The sequence below is a fragment of the Clostridium sp. CF012 genome (assembly GCF_018861755.1).
GTDB lineage: Bacteria > Bacillota > Clostridia > Clostridiales > Clostridiaceae > Clostridium_AD.
Genome location: NZ_JAHLEF010000001.1, coordinates 344,559 through 365,976, shown reverse-complemented (window position 1 = coordinate 365,976; position 21,418 = coordinate 344,559). Strand labels below are relative to the sequence as shown.

The following is a 21,418-nucleotide window of genomic DNA, read 5'->3' as shown; positions in this document are numbered from 1 at the left end:
ATAAATGCTTTGTTTTTTTATTGCGTAATATGTTCTACCATTTACTTTATTTGATTTATGGCAGCTGAAATAGGTGGTATAACTTGTTTTTTTCTTGACACTATACCAGGTATGTATACACCACTATCAGTAAGCGTAATATTAAAGGCTTTTGAAACAATATCTTTATGTTGCCCTGCAGCTATTAATACTGATCCTCCATTTAATATGTCGGTTAGCATTAGCAAAATAATATCATAACTACTTTCCTTGGCTTTTTTGTTCATGAGATTTATTATGTCCTCTTTTAATGGATCAAAGCCATCGATATACATTGTACCAACTTGTGATACTCCAACTTTATAATTATTAAGAGAAAAGGTCTTAAAGTCTTGGTAGAAAATTTCTTGAGCAGTTTTACCCTCAAGGGATGTTCCAGCTTTAAACATTTCTTTAGCAAACTCTTCTATGTTTAAATTAGCAATTTGAGCTAATCTTTTTAATACAAGCTCATCCACTATAGTAGATGTAGGAGATTTTAGAAGCAGTGTATCTGAAATTATTGCTGCACATAGGAGACCTGCAGCGCTTTTTGAAGGCCTAATTCCATTTTCAAAGAATATGGAGGCTACGATGGTTGAAGTACTGCCCACAGGTTCATTTCTGAAATATATTGGGAAACCAGTTTGCACATCTGCAATTCTATGATGGTCTATAATTTCTAATACTTCAGCATCCTCAAGGCCTGAAACTGATTGAGTTCTTTCATTATGATCCATAAGGATTACTTTTTTCCTGTTTTGTGATATTAGATGGAATCTGGATACACTTCCAATAACCTTATTAGTTTCATCAATTACTGGATAACTTCTGTACCTGGTTTCTAACATAATATACTTTATGTCCTCAATAAAATCATCTGTATTAAAGCTTAAAACATTGTTTTTGGTCATAACATAATTTATAGGGATACTTTGAGTTATTAATCTAGAAGCCGTAAAAGTATCATAGGGAGTTAATATAATTGTACAGTCATTCGCTTTTGCAAGCTTTATAACTCCATCTGTTGGAGGATGGTTTCCCGTAATAATTAAAAGACAAGCTTTAGAACTAATTATTAGTGACTGAGAATCTTCTCTATCGCCACATATGGCAACGTCACCAGCCTCAATTACAGCTTTAGTGCTTTCTGGATTCATAGCAACTACAATAATCTTTCCAGTTATTTTAAAATCATGTTCTGGTTTAAATATGCATTTAGCGGATAGGGTATCTAAAATATTCTCAAGTGTAGTATTACTTTTGGCAAGAATAGAATTGTCCCAAATATCTAAATAGCTGGCAGCAAGATTTGAAACTGAAGCCACACCAGCTAGCCTATCATTTTCGTCTATAACAGGTAGAGTTTTAATATTATTTTTCTTCATAATGGACCAAGCCATTTTTAGAGAAATATCTGGTGAAATAGGAGCTACAATGTCTATATCTAAATCAGAAATCTGTGTTTTAACCGTAGTTATAAGATCAGGTTCCGCTACGTTAAAGTAATTAAGAATAAATTGTGTTTCCAGATTTGTTGCACCTAGTCTTATAGCAACCGCAGGTATTTTCCCAGTTTTATTTTTAAACTCTGCATAGGCAATAGCAGAGCAGATAGAATCAGTATCTGGATTTTTATGCCCAGTAACATAAATAATGTTTTTCACGTATGTCCTCCTTGTTTTCCATTGTCATTTTTTTATTAATAATCATTGTTAGTACTAGTTTATATTTAAAGTTACATATTGTAAAGAAAAAATGAATATTAGCTAAAATAATACACTATATTCTTTTCATATGTAAGTAGACAAACACATATATTATTAGAGAATGAAAAATATAGTAAGTTAGCACGCTAAAAGAACTATGGAATCTTAGCTAGGTCAGACAAGTATAAGGGGGACATGTAGTGATTAACGAACAATTGTCAATGAATAATGCGAAGGATAAAAACAAGAAAGGAGGCTCTGTTTATGATAGTAGGACCACATCAAGGGGGCTTACCACAGACGAGGCTGAAACTAGGTTAAAAAAATATGGATATAACAAATTAGAAAATAAAAAAAAGATATCTCCTGTCTCAATATTTGTTTCACAATTTAATGATTTTATTACTTGGATATTAATTGCTGCAACATTGATTTCAGGTGTCATGGGCGAAAGAGCTGATGCAATAACTATATTTATTATAGTTATAATGAATGGAATACTAGGGTTTATTCAAGAGTATAAAACTGAGAGGTCTCTCGAGGCACTAAGTCAGCTAGCAGCACCAACGGCTAAGGTACTTAGGAATGGAGGCATAATAGTAATAAATGCAATATATTTAGTGCCTGGCGATTTAGTGATTTTAGAAAGTGGAGATAGAATTCCCGCGGATTGTATTTTGACTGAGGATAATAATGTCATGATAGATGAATCACTGCTTACTGGAGAGTCAGCAGGAGTTAATAAAAGTTCCAGTTCAGCTGATAGTAACATTTATATGGGAACAATACTACTTACAGGAAAAGCCAAAGCAAAGGTTGTAGCCACAGGAATGAAAACGGAAATGGGAAAAATAGCGGATATGCTTCATAATATTGAAAATGAAAAATCTCCATTAAAAGAAAGACTAGATCATCTTGGGAAAATATTAGTTGCACTTTGTATAGTAATTTGTGTTGTCGTAACACTTATGGGTATTTGGCGAGGACAAGATAAGTACACAATGTTTCTACTTGGGGTAAGTTTGGCAGTAGCTGCAATTCCAGAGGGATTAACTGCTATTGTTACGGTGGCTTTAGCCCTTGGAGTATCTAGAATGCTTAAAAGGAAGGCACTAGTTAGAAAATTACCAGCGGTTGAAACACTAGGTTGTACCTCTGTAATATGCACAGATAAAACAGGAACCCTAACTGAAAATAATATGACAGTAAAAGCCTTGTATTTTAATGGACAGGTTTACAACATTGATAAAGACAAAATTCCATTAAATATTGTTATGAAGAGTGCTTTTACATACTGTAATGATTGTAATTACGATTTTAATGGAAAAAATCTAGAAAAATGCCTCTTTGGTGATCCTACAGAAACTGCATTAATTAAAGGATTTTTTGGTAACGCGAAAGAGTTACAAGAATTTCTGAGTAAATCCAGACGAATATATGAAATACCTTTTAATTCAACAAGAAAAATTATGTCTGTCATTGTTAAAGAGGGTGATAGAGAAGTTTGCTATGTAAAAGGTGCACCAGAAAGAGTTATAGAAAAATGTAATTATATATTGCTAGATGGAAACGTGCAGCCTATGCTGAGCAATTACAAAAATGCACTACTCAGGGCTGTAGATTCTATGTCTTATAAGGCACTAAGATGTATCGCCTCTGCCTATAAGGTATCTGGTATTATGAAAAATGATAATTTAGAATCTAATTTAATTTTCATAGGTGTTGCAGGTATAATTGATCCTCCAAGGGCAGAAGTAAAAGAGGCAGTTATAAAATGCAAGATTGCAGGGATAAAGCCTGTAATGATAACAGGAGATCACAAAATTACAGCTTACGCTATTGGGAAAGAGTTAGATATTTGCAAGGATCCAAGTGAAGTTATAACTGGAGATGAACTAGATCTATTAAATGACAAGGAATTAGAAAAAAACATCAATAATTATAAGATATTTGCAAGGGTGAGCCCAAAACATAAGTTAAGAATTGTAAAAGCCTTTAAACAGAGTAATGGAATTGTTGCAATGACTGGAGATGGAGTAAATGATGCGCCAGCCATAAAAGAAGCAGATATTGGTATAGCCATGGGAATTTCGGGAACTGATGTAACTAAAGAGGCAGCCTCTATGATTCTTTTAGATGATAATTTTGCAACGATTGTTGCAGCAGTTGAAGAGGGACGTGTAATATATAATAATATAAGAAAATTTATTAGGTATTTATTGTCCTGTAATTTAGGGGAAGTACTTACCATGTTTTTGGCTTCGCTATTCTATTTAGAAAATCCACTGCTTCCAATACAAATTTTATTTGTAAATTTAGTTACAGATGGACTTCCTGCTATTGCTCTTGGAGTTGATCCTGCTGACGGTGATATTATGTTTGAAAAGCCTAGAGAAAAGAACGAAAGTGTATTTTCAAGAGGACTTACAGAAAAGATACTCATTCGCGGGTGCCTCATTGGTGTGTTAACAATATTATCTTTTATTGCTGGTAAATATTATGGAATGAGTATTGAGGCATGTAGAACGTTGGCCCTTGGAACTCTAGTTTTATCGCAACTCATACATGTGTTTGAATGTAGATCAGAAAAGCTGTCTTTATTTGAAATTAATCCCTTTACAAATTTGTACCTAATATGTGCTGTAGGCGTATCTGTACTTATGCTACTTAGCATAGTGTACATTCCGGCATTACAGAGGGTATTTCATACGATACCACTTGATCTTGGTCAATGGTTCATTATTATATTTTTCTCTGGTATTATTTCCTTTATCAATAGCTTGTACTTATATTTAATTCACAACCATTAATCATCACTCACGTGATATTATCACGTGCAGTGCTACTAGAAATTTTAAAAGCTATATGACAAGTCATATAGCTTTTTTTTATTTAAACCGTTTATCTGCTCTAACCCTTTGAATTTTTGGAGTTGGAGTATCTCCCTTTGTTGGAACCAGGTCCTTCTTTGTAGTCATATTTCTAATATTTACAATTTGAATCTGCTCCCTGTGTTCTTTTCCTTTTTTACCCTTCATTCCTTGAATTATTACAGAATGTCCTTGAAGCACAGAAATAAAGTGAATTTTTTTGAACCAACGCTTTTTTTTAAATACGCACTTAGCAATAGATTTACTTCCGTCTGCCTTTACTAAGATTGTTACAAGTAATTTGTAAAATATTTTAAAGTAACTTTTTTCTTCTACTTTGACAGATAAAACTCTACCTTGTGCTTGAGTAAGTCTATCACCATATCTTTTTAAATAAGCCTGTGTGTAGCTATTAGTCAATTTGTCTTTAAATCCCATCAGTATTACTCCTCTACAATAAAAATTATATAAAATATAAAAAGTCAATAACTTATTATATCTTATGTTCTAATTTAACTCAAGTATTAAAAAAGTCTATTTTTAATTTTTACCATTTTAATGAACTTACAAAAAAATATATATGCATAATTCTAGAAAATATTATTATTTCACAATGATAATATTTGTTCCTAAAATCGTAATTTAAGAATATTAATATAATAAAGGATTGAAAGGAGGCGGAATATGAATAGGGAATTAACTCCAAAGGACATTATATATGAATTTGATATTGAAAATATGAGTATATGCGAACCCTTAGATGCATTGCCACAGTATTTTGATGTAATAGAAAATATTAAAACTGCCCTAAGTATAGATAAAGAGGGCTTTAATATTTATTTGATAGACGATTTTTCAAAAGAGGCTCTTAAAGATATTATGAAATATGTAAATAAAATTTTCGAAAATAAACCAAAACCAAAAGATATTTGTTATGTATTATATGAGGATGAAAAATCTCCTAAAGCAATTTTTGTAGGTAATGGGGGAGGGATAAAGCTAAAAGCAACGCTTGAAGAGTTGCAGAATGAATATTTAGAGTGCACATTTCAGTTTTATAACAATTCTAGAAATAAAGAAAAGGAAGAAATTCAAGAAAACATTCAAAAGAAAAGAAATGAACTAATTGCTAAACTAGTAGATACAGCTAAAGACAAAGGCTTCGATATAAAATCTGCTAATAACGGATTTACATTCATTCCTTTAAGTAGCGGGAAAGAAATGACTGAAAATGAATATGATATTTTAGATAGTGAAAAAAAAGATGGAATTTTAGAAACAGTGCGCCTTTTAAAAGATAAAGCTAAGGAAATATTAGAAGCGTTAAAGGAAATTGAAGAAAAGGATATAGATAAATTAAAAAAAATAATGGAAGAATATTATAAAACCGAAATGAGCGATTTAAAAGAAGAGTATAAAAATAGGTTTAATAAAGAAGAAGATGTTCAGAATTATTTTCATATGGTTGCAGGGGACATTGAGAAAAAACTTATAGATAATTATTCACTATGCTTTGATGAGGATGAGGAAAAAATAAATGAAATTATTTTTAAACATGCTGTAAACGTAATTGTAGATAATAGTAAAAATATCGCTGCACCAGTGATATTTGAACAAGATCCTAGTTTAACAAACTTACTAGGGAATATTGAATATGAAAACCACAATGGGGCTTATTCTACGAATATAGAACTTATAAAAAGTGGTAGTATGTTAAAAGCAAATGAGGGGTGTTTGGTGATTAGAGCAAACATGCTATTAAGTAATCCTTCAGCTTACTATTATTTAAAAAAGTCATTGCAAGCAGAGAAAGTGGATGTTAGTTATAACAGAAGCTATTATGACCTGGTCTCATTAAGTACAATAAAACCAGAGCCTATAGCTATTAAAGAAAAGGTGATTCTTATTGGGGATTATGAAACTTACGACTTGCTTTATAATTACGATGAAGACTTTAGAAAAATTTTCACCATAAAAGCAGAATGTAATCCTATGCAGAATATAGACAATGATTTGAAGAGCTCTTTAATATTTGAGATAAACAATATTTGTAGTGAAAATAATTTTAAACATCTTTCTAGTGGAGCTATAAGAGAAGTAGCAAAGGTCTTATCACGAAAGGCTCAGAGTAGGAAAAAAATATATTATGATAAATATGAAATAAGTAAGTTATTAACACTATCAAACAATAAGGTATGCAAAGAAAATAAAAAAGAGATTAGTGCAGAAGATATAATCCACACAGCCTGCAGGCAAGACATTATGGAAAAGGAGATTTTAAAGAACTATACTGAAAAGAAAATGCTTATTGACGTTAAAAATAGTAAAATCGGACAAGTGAATGGATTATCAGTAATTGATACTGGATATTTGAGATTTGGTAAGCCAATAAAGATTACTTGTTGTTGCTATAAGGGAGAAGGAAATATTGTGGACGTTCAAAAGGATAGCAATCTAAGTGGAAATATTCATAGTAAATCTATTAATATTTTAAAAGGATATATAAGTGGTATTAATGGTGGATTCAATAAACTACCAGTGGATTTCCATTTGAGCTTTGAACAAATTTACGGCAAAATAGATGGGGATAGTGCCTCTGTGGCAGAAATAGTATGTATGCTTTCAGCCCTAAGTAAGATACCTATAAAACAAAATATCGCCGTCACTGGTTCTGTAAATCAATTTGGGGATGTTCAACCTATAGGTGGAGTAAATGATAAAATAGAGGGCTTTTTTGGGGTTTGCAAGGCAATAGATACAATAGTGGGCAAAGGCGTAGTGATACCACTTTCTAATGCAGATGACTTGGTTTTAAGTGCAGAAGTTGAGAAAGAGATTGAAAATGGAAACTTTCATATATATACTATGACCTCTATAGATGATGCTATGGAAGTTCTAATGGGAACTTCTGATATGGACGTCCAAGGCGTAATGACGGCTATAAACAAAGAATTAAAAAAATATAGTAGCAAAAAATAATTTAATGCTATTAAAAAAACAGGACTGATATATTCAAATATCCAAGTCCTGCTTTTTATTACTTTATACGTTAAATCTGAAATTAACTACATCGCCATCTTGCATAATATATTCTTTTCCTTCAAGTCTATATAGACCTTTTTCCTTAGCTGCGGCTTCACTTCCACATTCAACTAATTTGTCAAAGGAAACTATTTCTGCCCTTATAAATCCTCTTTCTATATCTGAATGGATTTTACCAGCAGCTGCTGGGGCTTTAGTTCCATTGATTATAGTCCATGCTCTTATTTCTTGAGGGCCTGCAGTTAAGTAGCTCATTAAACCGAGCAACTTATAACTTGCGTGAATAAGTTTATCTAAACCTGATTCATCAAGACCATATTCACTAAGAAGTTCCATTTTTTCATCCTCTTCTAAAGTAGAAAGTTCTTCTTCAAGCCTTGCACAAACTATGATTACTTCTGAATTTTCATTTGCAGCAAATTCTTTAACTTTTTTAACCATAGCATTATCTGCATTACCAGAGACTAAATCATCTTCGCTAATGTTTGCAGCATATAATACTGGTTTTGAAGTAATTAAGAAAAGACTATTTGTAAAAGTAGATTCCTCCTCGGTAAATTCAAGTGTTCTTACTGGAAGGTTTGCTTCAAGGTGGTTTTTTATTCTTTCCATAAGCTCATATTCCATTTTTGCTGTTTTGTCACCAGAACGAACAAGCTTTAATGATTTTTCCATTCTTCGCTCTAGTACGTCAAGATCAGAAAAAATAAGTTCTAAATTAATTGTATCTATATCGCGCAGTGGATCCACGTTGCCATCTACGTGAATTATATTGTCATCATTAAAGCACCTTACAACATGAACTATAGACTCTACTTCTCTGATGTGAGATAGAAACTTATTACCAAGTCCCTCTCCTTTGCTGGCTCCTTTTACAAGACCTGCTATATCATAAAATTCAATTGCGGTATGAATTACCTTCTTACTATTATAAAGAGCTTGTAGCACATCTAATCTCTTATCACGGACACTAACAACTCCTACATTTGGTTCTATAGTACAAAATGGGTAATTAGCAGATTCTGCCCCTGCCTTTGTTATTGCATTAAATAATGTGCTCTTCCCTACATTTGGTAAACCTACGATTCCTAGCTTCATATATATGTACATTCCTTTCTTACTCTTAATTTATTTATACCTTATAAATTATACTCTAGATTCTAATGCATATCAAGAAAGTAAATACTAGCTTGTTTTTTTAATGAAAACTCATTTAAGATTAAATTGTATTTTAAGTAATAAAATTCTAATAAAATGGTAAATAAATTTAATTATTATTAAAAATTGATAATAACTCCTTAAAATAAGAAGGAATTTTCGTTTTTCTATAGAATAATACTAAAAAGTGGTTTAGAATGGTCTAAAGTGGATTAAAGTGGAGTAATTTTTTATAAGGTGGGGAGTAAAATGTTTATTGGTGAATATCAACATGCCATTGATAGTAAAAATAGAATAATTATTCCCACCAAATTTCGAGAGGGATTAGGAAGCGACTTTATATTGACTAAAGGTTTAGATGGGTGTTTATACATATATACCCTGCCAGAATGGACAATAATGGAGGAAAAACTAAAAAAACTTCCATTAACTAGTAAAGACGCTAGGGCCTTTGTAAGATTTTTTTTCTCGGGTGCAAATGAAATAACAATAGACAAGCAAGGAAGAGCTTTAATACCACAAAATTTATGTGAATATGCTTCAATACAAAAGGAAATAGTAAGTATAGGAGTTTCAACTAGGATAGAAATATGGGCTAAAAATAAATGGGATGAATATAATGACTCGGATATTAATTTTGATGAAATAGCAGAAAAAATGATGGAACTTGGAATATAGATTGAAATAGGTATATAAAAGGAGATAAATTATGGAATTTAAGCATTTACCAGTTTTATTAAATGAGTGCCTTGATGCACTAGATATTAAAGAGGATGGAATTTATGTTGATTGTACATTAGGAGGTGCAGGACATTCACTAGAAATTTTAAAAAGACTGTCGCCCCAGGGACGATTAATTGGCATTGATCAAGATGAGGATGCATTAAGGGCAGCAAAGGAAAACCTTAAAGAATATAATAATGTTACGTATGTACATAATAATTTTTACAATATTGATGCAATACTCGAAAACCTTGGAATAGAAAAAGTGGACGGTATTCTTATGGATTTAGGGGTGTCCTCCTTTCAATTAGATAGTGCAGAACGTGGGTTTAGCTATATGAAAGATGCAAGACTTGACATGAGGATGGATAGAAGCCAAGGTTTATCAGCATATGATGTTGTGAATAACTATAGTGAGCAGGAAATAGGAGAGGTTTTAAGAAATTACGGAGAAGAAAAATTTTCGAAAAGAATAGCTAATTTTATAATAGATAGAAGAGCTCTAAAATCTATTGATACTACCTTGGAACTAGTGAATGTTATAGATGCAGCTATTCCAGCCAAGTATAAAAGGGAAGGTGGCCATCCTGCTAAGAGAACTTTTCAGGGTATAAGAATTGAAGTTAATGGTGAACTGAAAATATTAAATACAGCCATAGAAAATGGTGTGCATAGATTACATCCTGGAGGAAGAATGGCAGTTATTACATTCCAATCACTTGAAGACAGAATTGTTAAAAATGTTTTTAAAGAATTACATGATCCATGTAAGTGTCCAAAAGAGTTACCTATGTGTGTGTGTAGTAAAAAACCAATTGTAAAACTTATAAGTAGAAAACCTATAGTGGCAACAGAAGAAGAATTGGAAATTAACAAGAGAAGTAGAAGTGCAAAACTAAGAGTGGCTGAAAAGATTTAGTTCTAATTTGGGGATGGGGTGAATAAAGTGATAGTAGAAAAAAACAAGTTTGGAATGGATGGGAATACAGTACTTGCACCAGAACATGGAATTCAAAAACGAAAATATGAGGACTTAGAAAAATCAAGACAACAGACAAACCAAGGTAAAAAACTAAAGGATATAAAAAAGAAAAAAAACATTCTCACAAATATATTTTTAGTTTTTGTTATTGGAATTATTATTATTGCTAGATATTGTATGATTTATAATTACCAAAATACAACTACTAAAGCTAAAGCCCAAATAGAGGTATTAAGTAAAGAAAATGACGCTTATAAAATACAACTTATTAAGTTTAGAAATATAAGTTACATTGAGAAAACTGCTACTGAGAAACTTCATATGGTTAAACCTAGGATTAGCGATGTACAATATTGCAATTTAAGTAAAAACAATTTAGGATCGGTGCAAAATGTAGAAGTTAAAGTAAGCAACGAAATAGTAAATAAAATTAAAAATTTTATATTTTAAATAGCAATTATTTATTTTTATATTTTCGTTTTCATCTTCACAGTTATTAGTAAGGAGGAACCGTATTGGCAGGAGGAGAGTATAGGGACAAGGTCTTAGTTAAACGTAGAATGCTTACTGTCTTTTTCATACTTTTTCTTTTGTTTTTTCTATTAGTTAGTAGGTTAAGCTACGTAATGATAGTTAAAGGAAAGGATTATAAAGAAAGAGCAATATTGCAGTGGACAAGTGACGTTCGTATTGCACCACAACGAGGAAGAATTTTAGATAGAAATGAAAAGGAGTTAGCTATAAGTGCAAATGTTTTTAGAATAGACTTAGATCTTAATTCATTAAGAGATACTACAGCCAAAAACAAATTAACTATGGAGGGGATAGCACCCGACCTGGCTAAAATACTTGGAATGGATTCTAAAAATGTCTTATCCATTTTGACTCAGAAGAATTCAAAGGGAAAACTTGTTGGAGCGGGCATTTTGAAGAGAAGGATAGATAAGGATATAGCCGATAAAGTTGTTGATTATGCTACTAAAAGTAAGCTTCGGGGAATTGTAGTTACTGGAGATACAAAAAGATATTATCCTAATAATAATTTCTTGGCAAATGTTCTAGGACATACTAATTCTGATGGTAATGGATTAACAGGCGTTGAACTATATTACGATAAATATCTATCTGGGGTGCCAGGAATAAATCTTTCTGAAACTGATAGAAAAAGTGAAGACTTGCCTTATAAAATATCAGATTATACAAAACCAATAAATGGTAAAGATATAGTGCTTACTATTGATGAGATGATCCAATATTTTTGTGAAAAAGCAGCTAGCCAGGCAATGATTGATAATAAAGCAAATGCAGTTACTATAATTGCAATGAATCCTAAAAATGGAGAAATATTAGGTATGGTTAATAAACCAGACTATAATCCCAATGCTCCTTGGGATCTTACTAAAAGTTTTGATGAAAATCAAAAGGCTTGGAGAAACAGAGCAGTAAGTGATACTTTTGAACCTGGGTCTATTTTTAAAGTAGTTACCGCCACAGCAGCCATGGAAGAGAAGGTTGTTAAGGATACTGATAGATTTGTCTGTAATGGTAGCACTGTAGTTGGCGGTAAAGCAATAAAGTGTTGGAAAACCACAGGGCACGGGTCTCAAAGTTTTGTGGATATTTTAAAGAACTCTTGCAATGTTGGATTTATGGAACTGGGTAGAAGGTTAGGGGCAGAAAAATTAAATAAGTACGTTTATTTGTTTGGATTTGGTAAAAAAACTGCTATTGATTTAAATGGAGAAGCACTGGGAATAATTAGGAAGACCAAAGATATGACTGCCCAAGATTTAGCAGTAACATCCTTTGGCCAAGGTGGTACATTAACAGCGGTGCAATATTTAGCAGCTTTTAATGCTATTGCAAATGGAGGAAAGCTTATAACGCCTCATGTTATGAAAGAGATAGTAAGTTATGATGATTTAAGCAATAAAAAGGTTCTAGAATCATATTCAAAATTTAATGAAAGACAAATAATAGATGAGCCAGTGGCAAAGCAGCTACGAAGTTACTTAGAACAGGTTATAGAAAATGGTGGTGGTAAGAAAGCATTCATTGCAGGGTATCATATTGCTGGAAAAACTGGAACTGCTCAAAAAATTAATTCTACAGGGGTAGGTTATGCACCAGGCAAATATGTTGCTTCATTTGCTGGAATGGCGCCTGCCAGTGATCCACAAATAACACTGCTCGTTTCAATTGATGAACCAGATCCATCTAATTATTATGGTGGGCAGATTGCAACAGTAGTTGCAAAACAAGCTTTTAATGATATATTTAATTACTTAGCACTAAAATCTGATGCTACTATAGAAGAAACTTCCAAAAGTTTATTGAAAGATGTTATTGTGCCTGAAGTAAGAGGTCTTAAAAGAGCAGAGGCTCAAAAAATATTGAAAGAAAATAATTTAAAGCTGAAATTAACTACAGAAGGAGAAACTATTACTGATATGACTCCTAAGCCTGGATATACAGTTAAAGAAGGAACTGAAATTATTTTGCACACTGATACAAAGCCACAATATAGTAATACAGTAATAGTTCCAAATATTAAAGGAAATAGCCCGGAAAAAGCTAGTGAAACATTAAATAGTCTTGGGTTAAAAGTTCAATTTATTGGTAATGGAATAGTTTCAGAACAAAGCGTAGAAGGCACAGAAGTAAAAAAAGGAACTGTAATTACATTACATTTAGATATTATGGCTGATTAGTTAAATATGGTGTATACACAAAATATAAGAAGCACTGAAATAAATAACAAGTCAGCATGGAGCATCTTTGACTTGTTATTTATTTTCGTGTAATATAAAGGTGAAAAAAAAAGCGGCACTCAGAATTTTTGAACTGAAGGATTTGCCATATTGTGAGTGATGGTAAATTTTTCATTTAATCCTCTTAGTACTGTATACTATTTTCAAAAGAGGTTAGTAATAATAAGAAAAATGATTCACACTTAAGGGAGTTGATAATATGAAACTTGGAAAAATTATGGAGAATATTAATTTGGATTTAATTAATGGGAATATTGATATAGATATAAGTGAAATTCAATATGATTCAAGAAAAATTAAAAATGGAGATTTGTTTTTCTGTATAGAAGGGTATAAGGTTGATGGTCATGAATACATACAAAATGCAATTAACAATGGAGCAGTTGCTATTGTATGTCAGAAGAATATAGAAAATCAATCAAATTGTACGGTGATTAAAGTAGGGGATAGTAGAAAGGCATTAGCCTTAAGTGCAGCTAACTATTATAATAACCCTAGTAGTAAGATGAAAATAATAGGAATCACAGGTACTAATGGGAAAACAACTACAGCCTTTATGATTAAAGCTATTTTAGAGGAGCAAGGGCATAAAGTTGGACTTATTGGCACTATAGCAAATTTTATTGGTAATGATAAAATTCATACGGAAAGAACTACTCCAGAGTCACTAGAGTTACATGAACTTTTCAAAAAAATGGTGGAATCACGTGTGGATTATTGTGTCATGGAGGTGTCCTCTCATTCTCTAAGTTTAGATAGGGTATACGGAATAGAGTTTTGTGAAAGCATTTTTACAAATTTAACACAAGACCATTTAGATTTTCATAAAACCTTCGAAAATTATTTCAATGCAAAACTAATATTATTTAAATATAGTAAAAACTCTGTGATTAATATTGATGATACTTATGGTGAAAAAGCCTATAATTTAATTACAAGTAGTAAATTGAGTTATGGATTGAATTCTAATATAGACATTAGGGCTAGTAATATAAAAATGAACTCAAGAGGAAGTAAATTCACAATAGAGTATAAAGACAACTCATTTGAAATTGAATTAAATATACCAGGAAATTATAATATATATAACGCTCTTGGCTCTATTGGTGTTTGTTTAAATCAGGGAATAGACATATCTGCAATTAAACTAGGTCTAAAAAAAGTACAAGTGCTTGGTCGTTGTGAACTTGTTGCAAATACACACAACCTGGGATTTGAAATAATTTTAGATTATGCACATACACCTGATGCCTTAGAAAACATACTAAAAACTGTGAGAGAATTTACAAAAGGTAAACTGATATGTGTTTTTGGTTGTGGTGGAGACAGAGATAAAACCAAAAGAGCTATTATGGGCAAAATTGGAACTGAGCTTTGTGATATTTCAATAATAACTTCCGACAACCCAAGAACTGAGGACCCACTAGAAATCATTAATGATGTAGTAGAAGGCATTGGAAAAGACAATTTTGAAATTATAACGGATAGAACAATGGCTATAAAAAGAGCAATTGGAATTGCGATGAAAGATGATATAATTGTCATTGCAGGAAAGGGCCATGAGGACTATCAGGTTTTGAAAGATAAAACTATTCATTTTGATGAGAGAGAAATTGTTTTAGACATAATAAAGGAGAGTTTTTAGATGGAGTATATTACACTAGATGAGATAATTGAGGCAACCAGGGGAGAAATACTAGTAAAAGGCGAGAGTGTCTTATATAACGCTGAGAGCGCCTTTTATGACTGTGTTTGCATGGACACAAGAGCCTTAAAAGACAGGGATATTTTTATAGCATTAAAAGGTGAGAATTTTAATGCAAATGATTTTGTTTTAGAGGCTAGTAAAAGTGGAGCTTCAATTTGCATAATTGATGAAGTGAAATTTGATATAAGATTGCTAGATGTGCAAACTACTGTAATTATGGTAGAAGATACTAAGAAAGCATTGAGAAATCTTGCGAAATTTTATTTGAATAAACTAAATTTACAAGTAGTAGGGATTACAGGTTCTACAGGCAAAACCTCTACAAAGGATTTGGTTGCAGCAGTGCTATCTGAAAAATTCAAAGTTTTTAAAACCATAGGTAATTTTAATAATGAAATAGGATTACCTATGATGATATTTAAGTTAGATAAAAGTTATGATATAGCAGTTCTCGAAATGGGCATGAGTGATTTTGGCGAGATACATAACCTATGCGAAACTTCAAAACCTAATATTGGTATTATTACTAACATTGGAATGTCTCACCTTGAAAATCTTATAACAAGAGAAAATATTTTAAAGGCTAAAATGGAGATAACAGATTTTTTTACAAAGGACAGTGTTTTAATTGTAAATTCAGATAATGATTTATTAGAAAATATAATCACATCAAACTATAAAACTATAAAAACAGGAATTGATTCAAAGGCTGATTATAAAGCCTGTGATTTAAATATTTACGGAAACAAAATAACTTTCGGATTAATAGAGTCTGGAATTTTAACAAAAACTATCATTGAGGTTAATATACCTGGAAGACACAACGTGTTAAATTCCTTACTAGCAGTAGCTTGCGGAAGGGTATTGGGTATGACCTATAATGAAATTGCTAGTGGCTTTAAAAATTTAGAAGCTACCTCCATGCGCTTAGATATAATAAAGGGTGAGAAATTCACTATAATTAACGACTGTTATAATGCTAGTCCAGATTCAATGCTAGCTGCAATGGATGTACTTTGTGATGTTAGTGGAAAATCTAAAATTGCAATACTAGGTACTATGAGGGAACTTGGCGATAATGCTTTTGAAGCACATAAACAAGTTGGTGCATATGCAAAAAGCAAGAATATTGATTTATTAATTACTATAGGCGAATTTAATGAGGCATATAAACAAGGATTTAGTGATATAGATAAATATAGAAGTTTTGAAACTTATGATGAGGTAATTTGTTTTATAAAAAAAGTTATTGCTCCAAATGATGTTGTTTTAGTTAAAGCCTCAAGATATATGAAGTTTGAGAGTATAGTTAGTGAACTCGTGAATTTAAATTCACGTGTGAATCTTAATTCATGTGAGCATCTAAATCCTATCTCGAATCACAATTCCTTAGAGAATATAAATGATAAAGAGGTGACTAGAGTATGAGTTTAATTATCTATTCAGTTTTAATTGCATTTTTTTTATCAATCCTACAAGGTCCCTTATTAATTCCAATGCTACATAAACTTAAATTTGGTCAAAATATAAGGGAAGAAGGACCTAGAAGTCATCTCAAAAAAGCAGGCACACCTACTATGGGTGGTATTATATTCATGACTTCAACAATAATCACAATGTTAATAATTGTTAGACACACAAACGATGAAGCTATGATTGCACTATATTGTTTTATTGCTTTTGGATTAATTGGTCTTATTGACGATGTTCTAAAAATAAAACGTAAAAAAAATGAAGGCCTTACGTCAAAACAAAAGATGTTGCTTTTATTAATAGTGGGAGGCGTGGTTGGCTATTACTCTTCAATTAAAATAGGAACAGATATAATGATACCTTTTTTTAATAAAAGTGTAGATTTGGGTTATTGGTATGTGCCCTTTATTATTATATATTTTGCAGCAACCACAAATTCAGTTAATTTAACAGATGGATTAGATGGCTTAGCTACAAGTGTTACAATTGTAGTTATGACATTCTTTGCACTAGTTAGTAATATGATGTTTCATTCTACTCTTGCAATATTTTGCGCAGCACTTGCAGGTGCATTATTAGGATTTTTAAAATTTAATTCTTATAAAGCACAAATTTTTATGGGAGACATGGGTTCCCTTGCACTGGGGGGCGCAGTAGCGGCAGTGGGTATGATACTAAAGGTACCACTACTCGTTATTATTGTAGGCGGAATATATGTTTTAGAGGCTATTTCAGTTATTATTCAAGTTTTGGTATTTAAGTCTACAGGTAAGAGAGTATTTAAGATGTCTCCAATTCATCATCACTTTGAATTAAGTGGATGGCGAGAAACTAAAATTGTGGCAGTATTCTCCATTGTTACAGTTATTTTATGTATAGTTGGATTTCTATCCTTTACCTATTAGAATTTTGAGGAGGATATATTATGAAAAAATCCAAGGTTAAAATGGGACAAATAGATTTTGTATTATTTGCAACCATAATGCTTCTTGTGGCTATAGGGGTAGTAATGGTGTATAGTGCCAGTTCTTATACTTCGGCTTTCAAATTAAATGATCCGGAACATTATTTGAAAAAACAACTTATGTGGGCATGTGTTGGCTTTGTTTTTATGATTACAGCTGTTAAAATTGATTATCATGTTATAAAAAAATACACTGGATTTATTATGGTAATTAGTATAGCATTATTAATTGTTGTGTTAGCATTCCCTGAAATTAATGGTTCTAAGAGATGGATTCAATTGGGTTTTGCAAATTTTCAACCCTCAGAAATTGCAAAATATACTATAGTATTATATATGGCTAAAAGTTTAGATCTAAAGGGTGAAAAAGTCAAAGAATTTTTTAAAGGAATACTTCCGTACCTACTAGTTTCAGGATTTTATGCAGGCTTAATTTTACTAGAGCCAAACTTAAGTATTGCATCTGTTATAATGATTGTTACTGTAATTATTTTATTTGCAGTTGGTGCAAGATTTTTTCACCTTTTTGCAATAGGCGGAACCCTAGTAGCTGCCGTTGGAGTTCTAACAATTACTGCCTCATACAGAATGAAAAGACTTATGAGCTTTACAAATCCTTGGTCTGATAGCCAAGGTGATGGATATCAATTAGTTCAATCATTGCTTGCACTTGGGTCAGGAGGAGTAACTGGTTCAGGAGTTGGACAGTCAAGACAAAAATGTCTTTACATACCAGAACCTCACACGGATTTTATTTTTGCAATAATTGGTGAAGAATTAGGTCTAATTGGATGCGCTTTTATAATTATATTATTTGCAATTTTTGTATGGCGTGGTATTAAAACAGCAGTTACGGCTAAAGATATGTACGGTACTATTTTAGGTATTGGAATTACATCTGTTATAGCTGTTCAAGCAATTATTAATATAGCGGTAGTTACCGGTTCTATGCCTGTTACGGGTGTGCCACTTCCTTTTATAAGTTATGGTGGCTCAGCTTTGGTTTTTAATATGTTTGCTATGGGAATACTTTTAAATGTGTCAAGGCAAACTGTAAATAAAAATTAAAAAGTAAGGCATGCATTTGTGCATGCCTTTTTATGTGCTCCTTCACATAAAATATTAATTTTTTAAAAATACTAAGAAATACATTGAAATTGAGATGAAAATAATTAAATTAAGTGGTATTATATATAGATAAGTGAGTTATAAAGGTGATTTATATAAATTGTGCGCTACAATCTACAAATTTATGTTTTAAAGTGTAAATTTGTAAAAAATATATATTATTGAATGCGGGGAAGTGAATGAACAAGAAAAGTGATAATTTTAAAGATGGAAGATATATTATAGAAAACAAAGAAAAATTATTATATAAAAGAAAGCACAAGAAAAGGTTAAAACAGCTAGTGTTGTTATCAATAATTATGTTATCTGTATTGATTACACTATGTTTTAAATTACCTTATTTTAATATTACAACTATTGAAATCCTAGGGAATTCCAATGCATCTAAAGTTGAAATCAATAAGGCAGCTAAAATTGAAGTCGGAAGTAATATTTTTTATACAAGTTTTAATGAAAGTGAAAAAAGGATTTCCGAAAATCCATATATCCTAGGTGTGAAATTTAAAAAGATTTTGCCAAATAAAATTGTAATAGAAGTACAAGAAAGAGTGGCTGTATTTTATGGGAAAGTAAATAATATTTATTATATTCTAGATAACAAAGGGATTTTGCTAGAAAAGAGATCTGATATTAAAAATAAGAACTTGGTGAATTTAATTGGATTCAATTACGAAAACTGCAAAGTTGGAGATTTAATTGTATCAGAGGATGATAGAAAAATTATTGTTGCAAATGAAATAACAAATATTATTACTGAGTATAGAAAGACCAATAGTGCTATTTTAATAACTATGGTAGATGTAAATAATATTTTAGATGTGAAAATTTATTCTGGAAATATGTGTATTAAATTTGGAACGACCGATGACTTAAAAAACAAATTTAATAAGGCAATAAACATTATTTCACAACTTGAATATAAGGGTGCTAAGGGATATGTGGATGTTAGTTCTAAATCCAATCCAGTTGTATTTATAGAACAATAGTAGAAGGGAATAATAATTATCTCCCCCAGAGATTAGCAAGGAGGAAGTTATGAGGAAGTTTAGATCTCAATTGTCAATTGGTCTAATATGTATATTGTTAGGATTTATGATATCTTACCAATTTAAAATGATAAGTAAACAAAGTTCAGCAGCAGATAGTAATAAGAACACACCAGAAATTATTACTGAAAATGAACAGCTAAAAAAGAGCAAAGAAGAGATGCAGAAAAAAATTGATGAGTTAGATGCCAAAACAAAGGAATATGAAAATGCTGCTAAGGGAAGAGATGAGCAAAGTGGATTATTATACAAAGATTTGGAAGAGACAAGAATACTTACTGGAGGTACTGAAGTAAAGGGCCAGGGTATAACAATCTATATTACTCCCAAAAGCAATATTTTCGGCAGTAATCCCGACGATCAGCGTATAAACGATTCAGATTTACTTCATATACAAAATGAATTAAATGCAGCAGGTGCTGAAGCGATTTCCATCAATGATATTAGGCTAACTTCTCGTAGTGGTATAAGAAATGCAGGAAATGCAATTATTATAAATGATGAAAGAATTCCCAATAGTAAAAGAGTTACAATTAAAGCCATTGGCGAGAAGCGACTATTAGAAAGTGCTATTAGTTTTCCAGAAGCAATTCCACTAGAACTTAATAAGATCTGCGATATAATAGTGGAAAAATCAGATGAAATTATAATTCCTAAATATAATAAAGCATATAAATTTGAGTATGCTAAACCAATAGAAAAGAAATAGAGGTGAGGAAATGGTAGCTTTTGTAGGGTTATTAATAGGTGTAATATTAGGAATAGTATGGAATATAGATATTCCAGTTAAGTTTTCTCCATATATTTCTGTAGCAATATTTGCATGTTTAGATTCTGTTTTTGGAGCGCTCAGAGGGTCGATTTCCCGTAATTTTAGAGCAGATATTTTCGTGTCAGGATTTTTCGGGAATGCAGCGCTGGCAGTAGCCATGGTTTATCTAGGTGATAAATTGGGAATTCCAATTTATTTGGCTGCAGTTATTGTATTTGGAGGAAGGATATTTGATAACTTTGCAATCATTAGACGACTTTTAATAGACAAAACCAAATCCCACTCATGAGGTGATTAAATGAAAAATAATGAAGCTACTATATTTGTTTTTATTGCATCAATAATAATAGGACTTCTTATAGCTATGAATATCGGATTTGAAGGTAAAAGTAATTTTTTGGATGTAAAACAGTATGATGTAGCCTATAATGAGAGAAGTAAATTGTATTCTGAACTAAACAATTTAAAGCAACAGTATTATAATGCCACTACAAAGCTCCAAAAATATGATAGTGGTGATGTGAAAAAATATAAGGTTTTAGAAGAGATTCAAAAGGAAGTTAATGAAAATAATATTATATTAGGAAAGACTGATGTTCAAGGCAAAGGTGTCAGAATCATATTAGATGATGGTAACAATAGTATTGATGACTTTAGTAGTGCTCAGTTAATTCATGACTCTGATATTGTTCAAGTGCTAAATGATCTCCGAAATGCAGGAGCAGAAGCAGTTTCTGTTAATGGTCAAAGAATTATTTATGATAATTATGGATTATGTTGGGGCTCCTTTATTTATTTAAATGGGGTGAAGATTGTACCTACATTCTACATTGATGCCATAGGTAATGAAGATGTACTGTATAATTATTTAACACTAGAGGCTACAGAGATAAAATCACTAAAGCTCAGACAAGTTAAAATTAGCATTGTTAAGGCAGATGATATAAAAATATTAGCATATACAGGGAATTATAAGTTTAATTACATGGGTGTCACAAATAAAAAAGATTAATATAATTAAAAATGGAATAATAATAAGATGAAATTGAAGGAA

The 21,418-nt window shown here is 31.4% G+C and carries 17 protein-coding genes; 14 read left to right on the top strand and 3 right to left on the bottom strand.

The features are described 5' to 3' along the window. Window positions 1–41 precede the first annotated feature (41 nt). Window positions 42–1,685, bottom strand: coding sequence for a putative manganese-dependent inorganic diphosphatase (locus KPL50_RS01865; RefSeq protein WP_216296725.1), 1,644 nt, complete (start codon window positions 1,683–1,685; stop codon window positions 42–44). 263 nt (window positions 1,686–1,948) lie between these two features. On the opposite strand from KPL50_RS01865, the gene KPL50_RS01860 reads away from it, so the two are divergent. Continuing rightward, window positions 1,949–4,537, top strand: a complete 2,589-nt coding sequence (locus KPL50_RS01860; RefSeq protein ID WP_216296896.1) for a cation-translocating P-type ATPase — start codon at window positions 1,949–1,951, stop codon at window positions 4,535–4,537. A gap of 78 nt (window positions 4,538–4,615) precedes the next feature. Here KPL50_RS01860 and KPL50_RS01855 read toward each other — a convergent pair whose 3' ends face one another. Further along, complete coding sequence (locus tag KPL50_RS01855; protein ID WP_216296724.1) at window positions 4,616–5,035, bottom strand: hypothetical protein; 420 nt, start codon at window positions 5,033–5,035, stop codon at window positions 4,616–4,618. Window positions 5,036–5,281: 246 nt separating this feature from the next. Here KPL50_RS01855 and KPL50_RS01850 point away from each other — a divergent pair, with 246 nt between their 5' ends. Continuing rightward, complete coding sequence (locus KPL50_RS01850; RefSeq protein WP_216296723.1) at window positions 5,282–7,576, top strand: AAA family ATPase; 2,295 nt, start codon at window positions 5,282–5,284, stop codon at window positions 7,574–7,576. 63 nt (window positions 7,577–7,639) lie between these two features. Here the strand turns inward: KPL50_RS01850 and ychF are convergent, their stop codons facing one another. Continuing rightward, complete coding sequence (gene ychF, locus KPL50_RS01845) at window positions 7,640–8,737, bottom strand: redox-regulated ATPase YchF (protein WP_216296895.1); 1,098 nt, start codon at window positions 8,735–8,737, stop codon at window positions 7,640–7,642. Window positions 8,738–9,046: 309 nt separating this feature from the next. Here ychF and mraZ point away from each other — a divergent pair, with 309 nt between their 5' ends. The 12 genes from mraZ (at window position 9,047) to KPL50_RS01785 (ending at window position 21,376) form a co-directional block, all read left to right on the top strand. Continuing rightward, window positions 9,047–9,475 carry a division/cell wall cluster transcriptional repressor MraZ gene (gene mraZ / locus KPL50_RS01840; protein ID WP_216296722.1) on the top strand — a complete coding sequence of 143 codons (429 nt, stop codon included), beginning with the start codon at window positions 9,047–9,049 and terminating at the stop codon, window positions 9,473–9,475. Between the two features lie 31 nt (window positions 9,476–9,506). Further along, complete coding sequence (gene rsmH / locus KPL50_RS01835; protein WP_216296721.1) at window positions 9,507–10,439, top strand: 16S rRNA (cytosine(1402)-N(4))-methyltransferase RsmH; 933 nt, start codon at window positions 9,507–9,509, stop codon at window positions 10,437–10,439. Window positions 10,440–10,466: 27 nt separating this feature from the next. Further along, a complete protein-coding gene (locus KPL50_RS01830) occupies window positions 10,467–10,952 on the top strand; it encodes a hypothetical protein (RefSeq protein ID WP_216296720.1) in 486 nt (161 codons plus the stop codon). A gap of 65 nt (window positions 10,953–11,017) precedes the next feature. Continuing rightward, complete coding sequence (locus tag KPL50_RS01825) at window positions 11,018–13,213, top strand: stage V sporulation protein D (RefSeq protein ID WP_216296719.1); 2,196 nt, start codon at window positions 11,018–11,020, stop codon at window positions 13,211–13,213. Window positions 13,214–13,472: 259 nt separating this feature from the next. Continuing rightward, entirely contained in the window at window positions 13,473–14,918 is a 1,446-nt protein-coding gene (locus KPL50_RS01820; RefSeq protein WP_216296718.1) for a UDP-N-acetylmuramoyl-L-alanyl-D-glutamate--2,6-diaminopimelate ligase, read from the top strand. After that, a complete protein-coding gene (murF, locus tag KPL50_RS01815) occupies window positions 14,919–16,409 on the top strand; it encodes a UDP-N-acetylmuramoyl-tripeptide--D-alanyl-D-alanine ligase (protein ID WP_216296717.1) in 1,491 nt (496 codons plus the stop codon). It abuts the gene before it with no gap. Beyond that, a complete protein-coding gene (mraY, locus tag KPL50_RS01810; RefSeq protein WP_216296716.1) occupies window positions 16,406–17,359 on the top strand; it encodes a phospho-N-acetylmuramoyl-pentapeptide-transferase in 954 nt (317 codons plus the stop codon). Before murF ends, mraY begins: the two co-directional genes overlap by 4 nt. A 20-nt stretch (window positions 17,360–17,379) precedes the next feature. After that, on the top strand, window positions 17,380–18,486 hold the full coding sequence (gene spoVE, locus KPL50_RS01805) for a stage V sporulation protein E (protein ID WP_216296715.1): 1,107 nt from the start codon (window positions 17,380–17,382) through the stop codon (window positions 18,484–18,486). Between the two features lie 239 nt (window positions 18,487–18,725). After that, window positions 18,726–19,532 carry a cell division protein FtsQ/DivIB gene (locus KPL50_RS01800; RefSeq protein WP_216296714.1) on the top strand — a complete coding sequence of 269 codons (807 nt, stop codon included), beginning with the start codon at window positions 18,726–18,728 and terminating at the stop codon, window positions 19,530–19,532. A 49-nt stretch (window positions 19,533–19,581) separates the two neighbouring features. After that, entirely contained in the window at window positions 19,582–20,301 is a 720-nt protein-coding gene (locus KPL50_RS01795) for a DUF881 domain-containing protein (RefSeq protein ID WP_216296713.1), read from the top strand. 10 nt (window positions 20,302–20,311) lie between these two features. After that, the gene (locus tag KPL50_RS01790) at window positions 20,312–20,653 is read left to right on the top strand and encodes a small basic family protein (RefSeq protein ID WP_216296712.1); all 342 of its coding nucleotides are present in this window, start codon (window positions 20,312–20,314) and stop codon (window positions 20,651–20,653) included. Between the two features lie 9 nt (window positions 20,654–20,662). Next, window positions 20,663–21,376, top strand: a complete 714-nt coding sequence (locus KPL50_RS01785; protein ID WP_216296711.1) for a DUF881 domain-containing protein — start codon at window positions 20,663–20,665, stop codon at window positions 21,374–21,376. The last annotated feature ends 42 nt before the right edge of the window (window positions 21,377–21,418 follow it).

Excerpts from the sequence above, each read along its gene's own strand:
- KPL50_RS01850 (WP_216296723.1), top strand. The coding sequence starts at position 5,282 with ATGAATAGGGAATTAACTCCAAAGGACATTATATATGAATTTGATATT.
- rsmH (WP_216296721.1), top strand. The coding sequence starts at position 9,507 with ATGGAATTTAAGCATTTACCAGTTTTATTAAATGAGTGCCTTGATGCA.
- ychF (WP_216296895.1), bottom strand. The coding sequence starts at position 8,737 with ATGAAGCTAGGAATCGTAGGTTTACCAAATGTAGGGAAGAGCACATTA.
- spoVE (WP_216296715.1), top strand. The coding sequence starts at position 17,380 with ATGAAAAAATCCAAGGTTAAAATGGGACAAATAGATTTTGTATTATTT.
- murF (WP_216296717.1), top strand. The coding sequence starts at position 14,919 with ATGGAGTATATTACACTAGATGAGATAATTGAGGCAACCAGGGGAGAA.
- KPL50_RS01820 (WP_216296718.1), top strand. The coding sequence starts at position 13,473 with ATGAAACTTGGAAAAATTATGGAGAATATTAATTTGGATTTAATTAAT.
- mraZ (WP_216296722.1), top strand. The coding sequence starts at position 9,047 with ATGTTTATTGGTGAATATCAACATGCCATTGATAGTAAAAATAGAATA.
- KPL50_RS01795 (WP_216296713.1), top strand. The coding sequence starts at position 19,582 with ATGAGGAAGTTTAGATCTCAATTGTCAATTGGTCTAATATGTATATTG.
- KPL50_RS01785 (WP_216296711.1), top strand. The coding sequence starts at position 20,663 with ATGAAAAATAATGAAGCTACTATATTTGTTTTTATTGCATCAATAATA.
- KPL50_RS01790 (WP_216296712.1), top strand. The coding sequence starts at position 20,312 with ATGGTAGCTTTTGTAGGGTTATTAATAGGTGTAATATTAGGAATAGTA.
- KPL50_RS01860 (WP_216296896.1), top strand. The coding sequence starts at position 1,949 with ATGAATAATGCGAAGGATAAAAACAAGAAAGGAGGCTCTGTTTATGAT.
- KPL50_RS01800 (WP_216296714.1), top strand. The coding sequence starts at position 18,726 with ATGAACAAGAAAAGTGATAATTTTAAAGATGGAAGATATATTATAGAA.
- KPL50_RS01855 (WP_216296724.1), bottom strand. The coding sequence starts at position 5,035 with ATGGGATTTAAAGACAAATTGACTAATAGCTACACACAGGCTTATTTA.
- mraY (WP_216296716.1), top strand. The coding sequence starts at position 16,406 with ATGAGTTTAATTATCTATTCAGTTTTAATTGCATTTTTTTTATCAATC.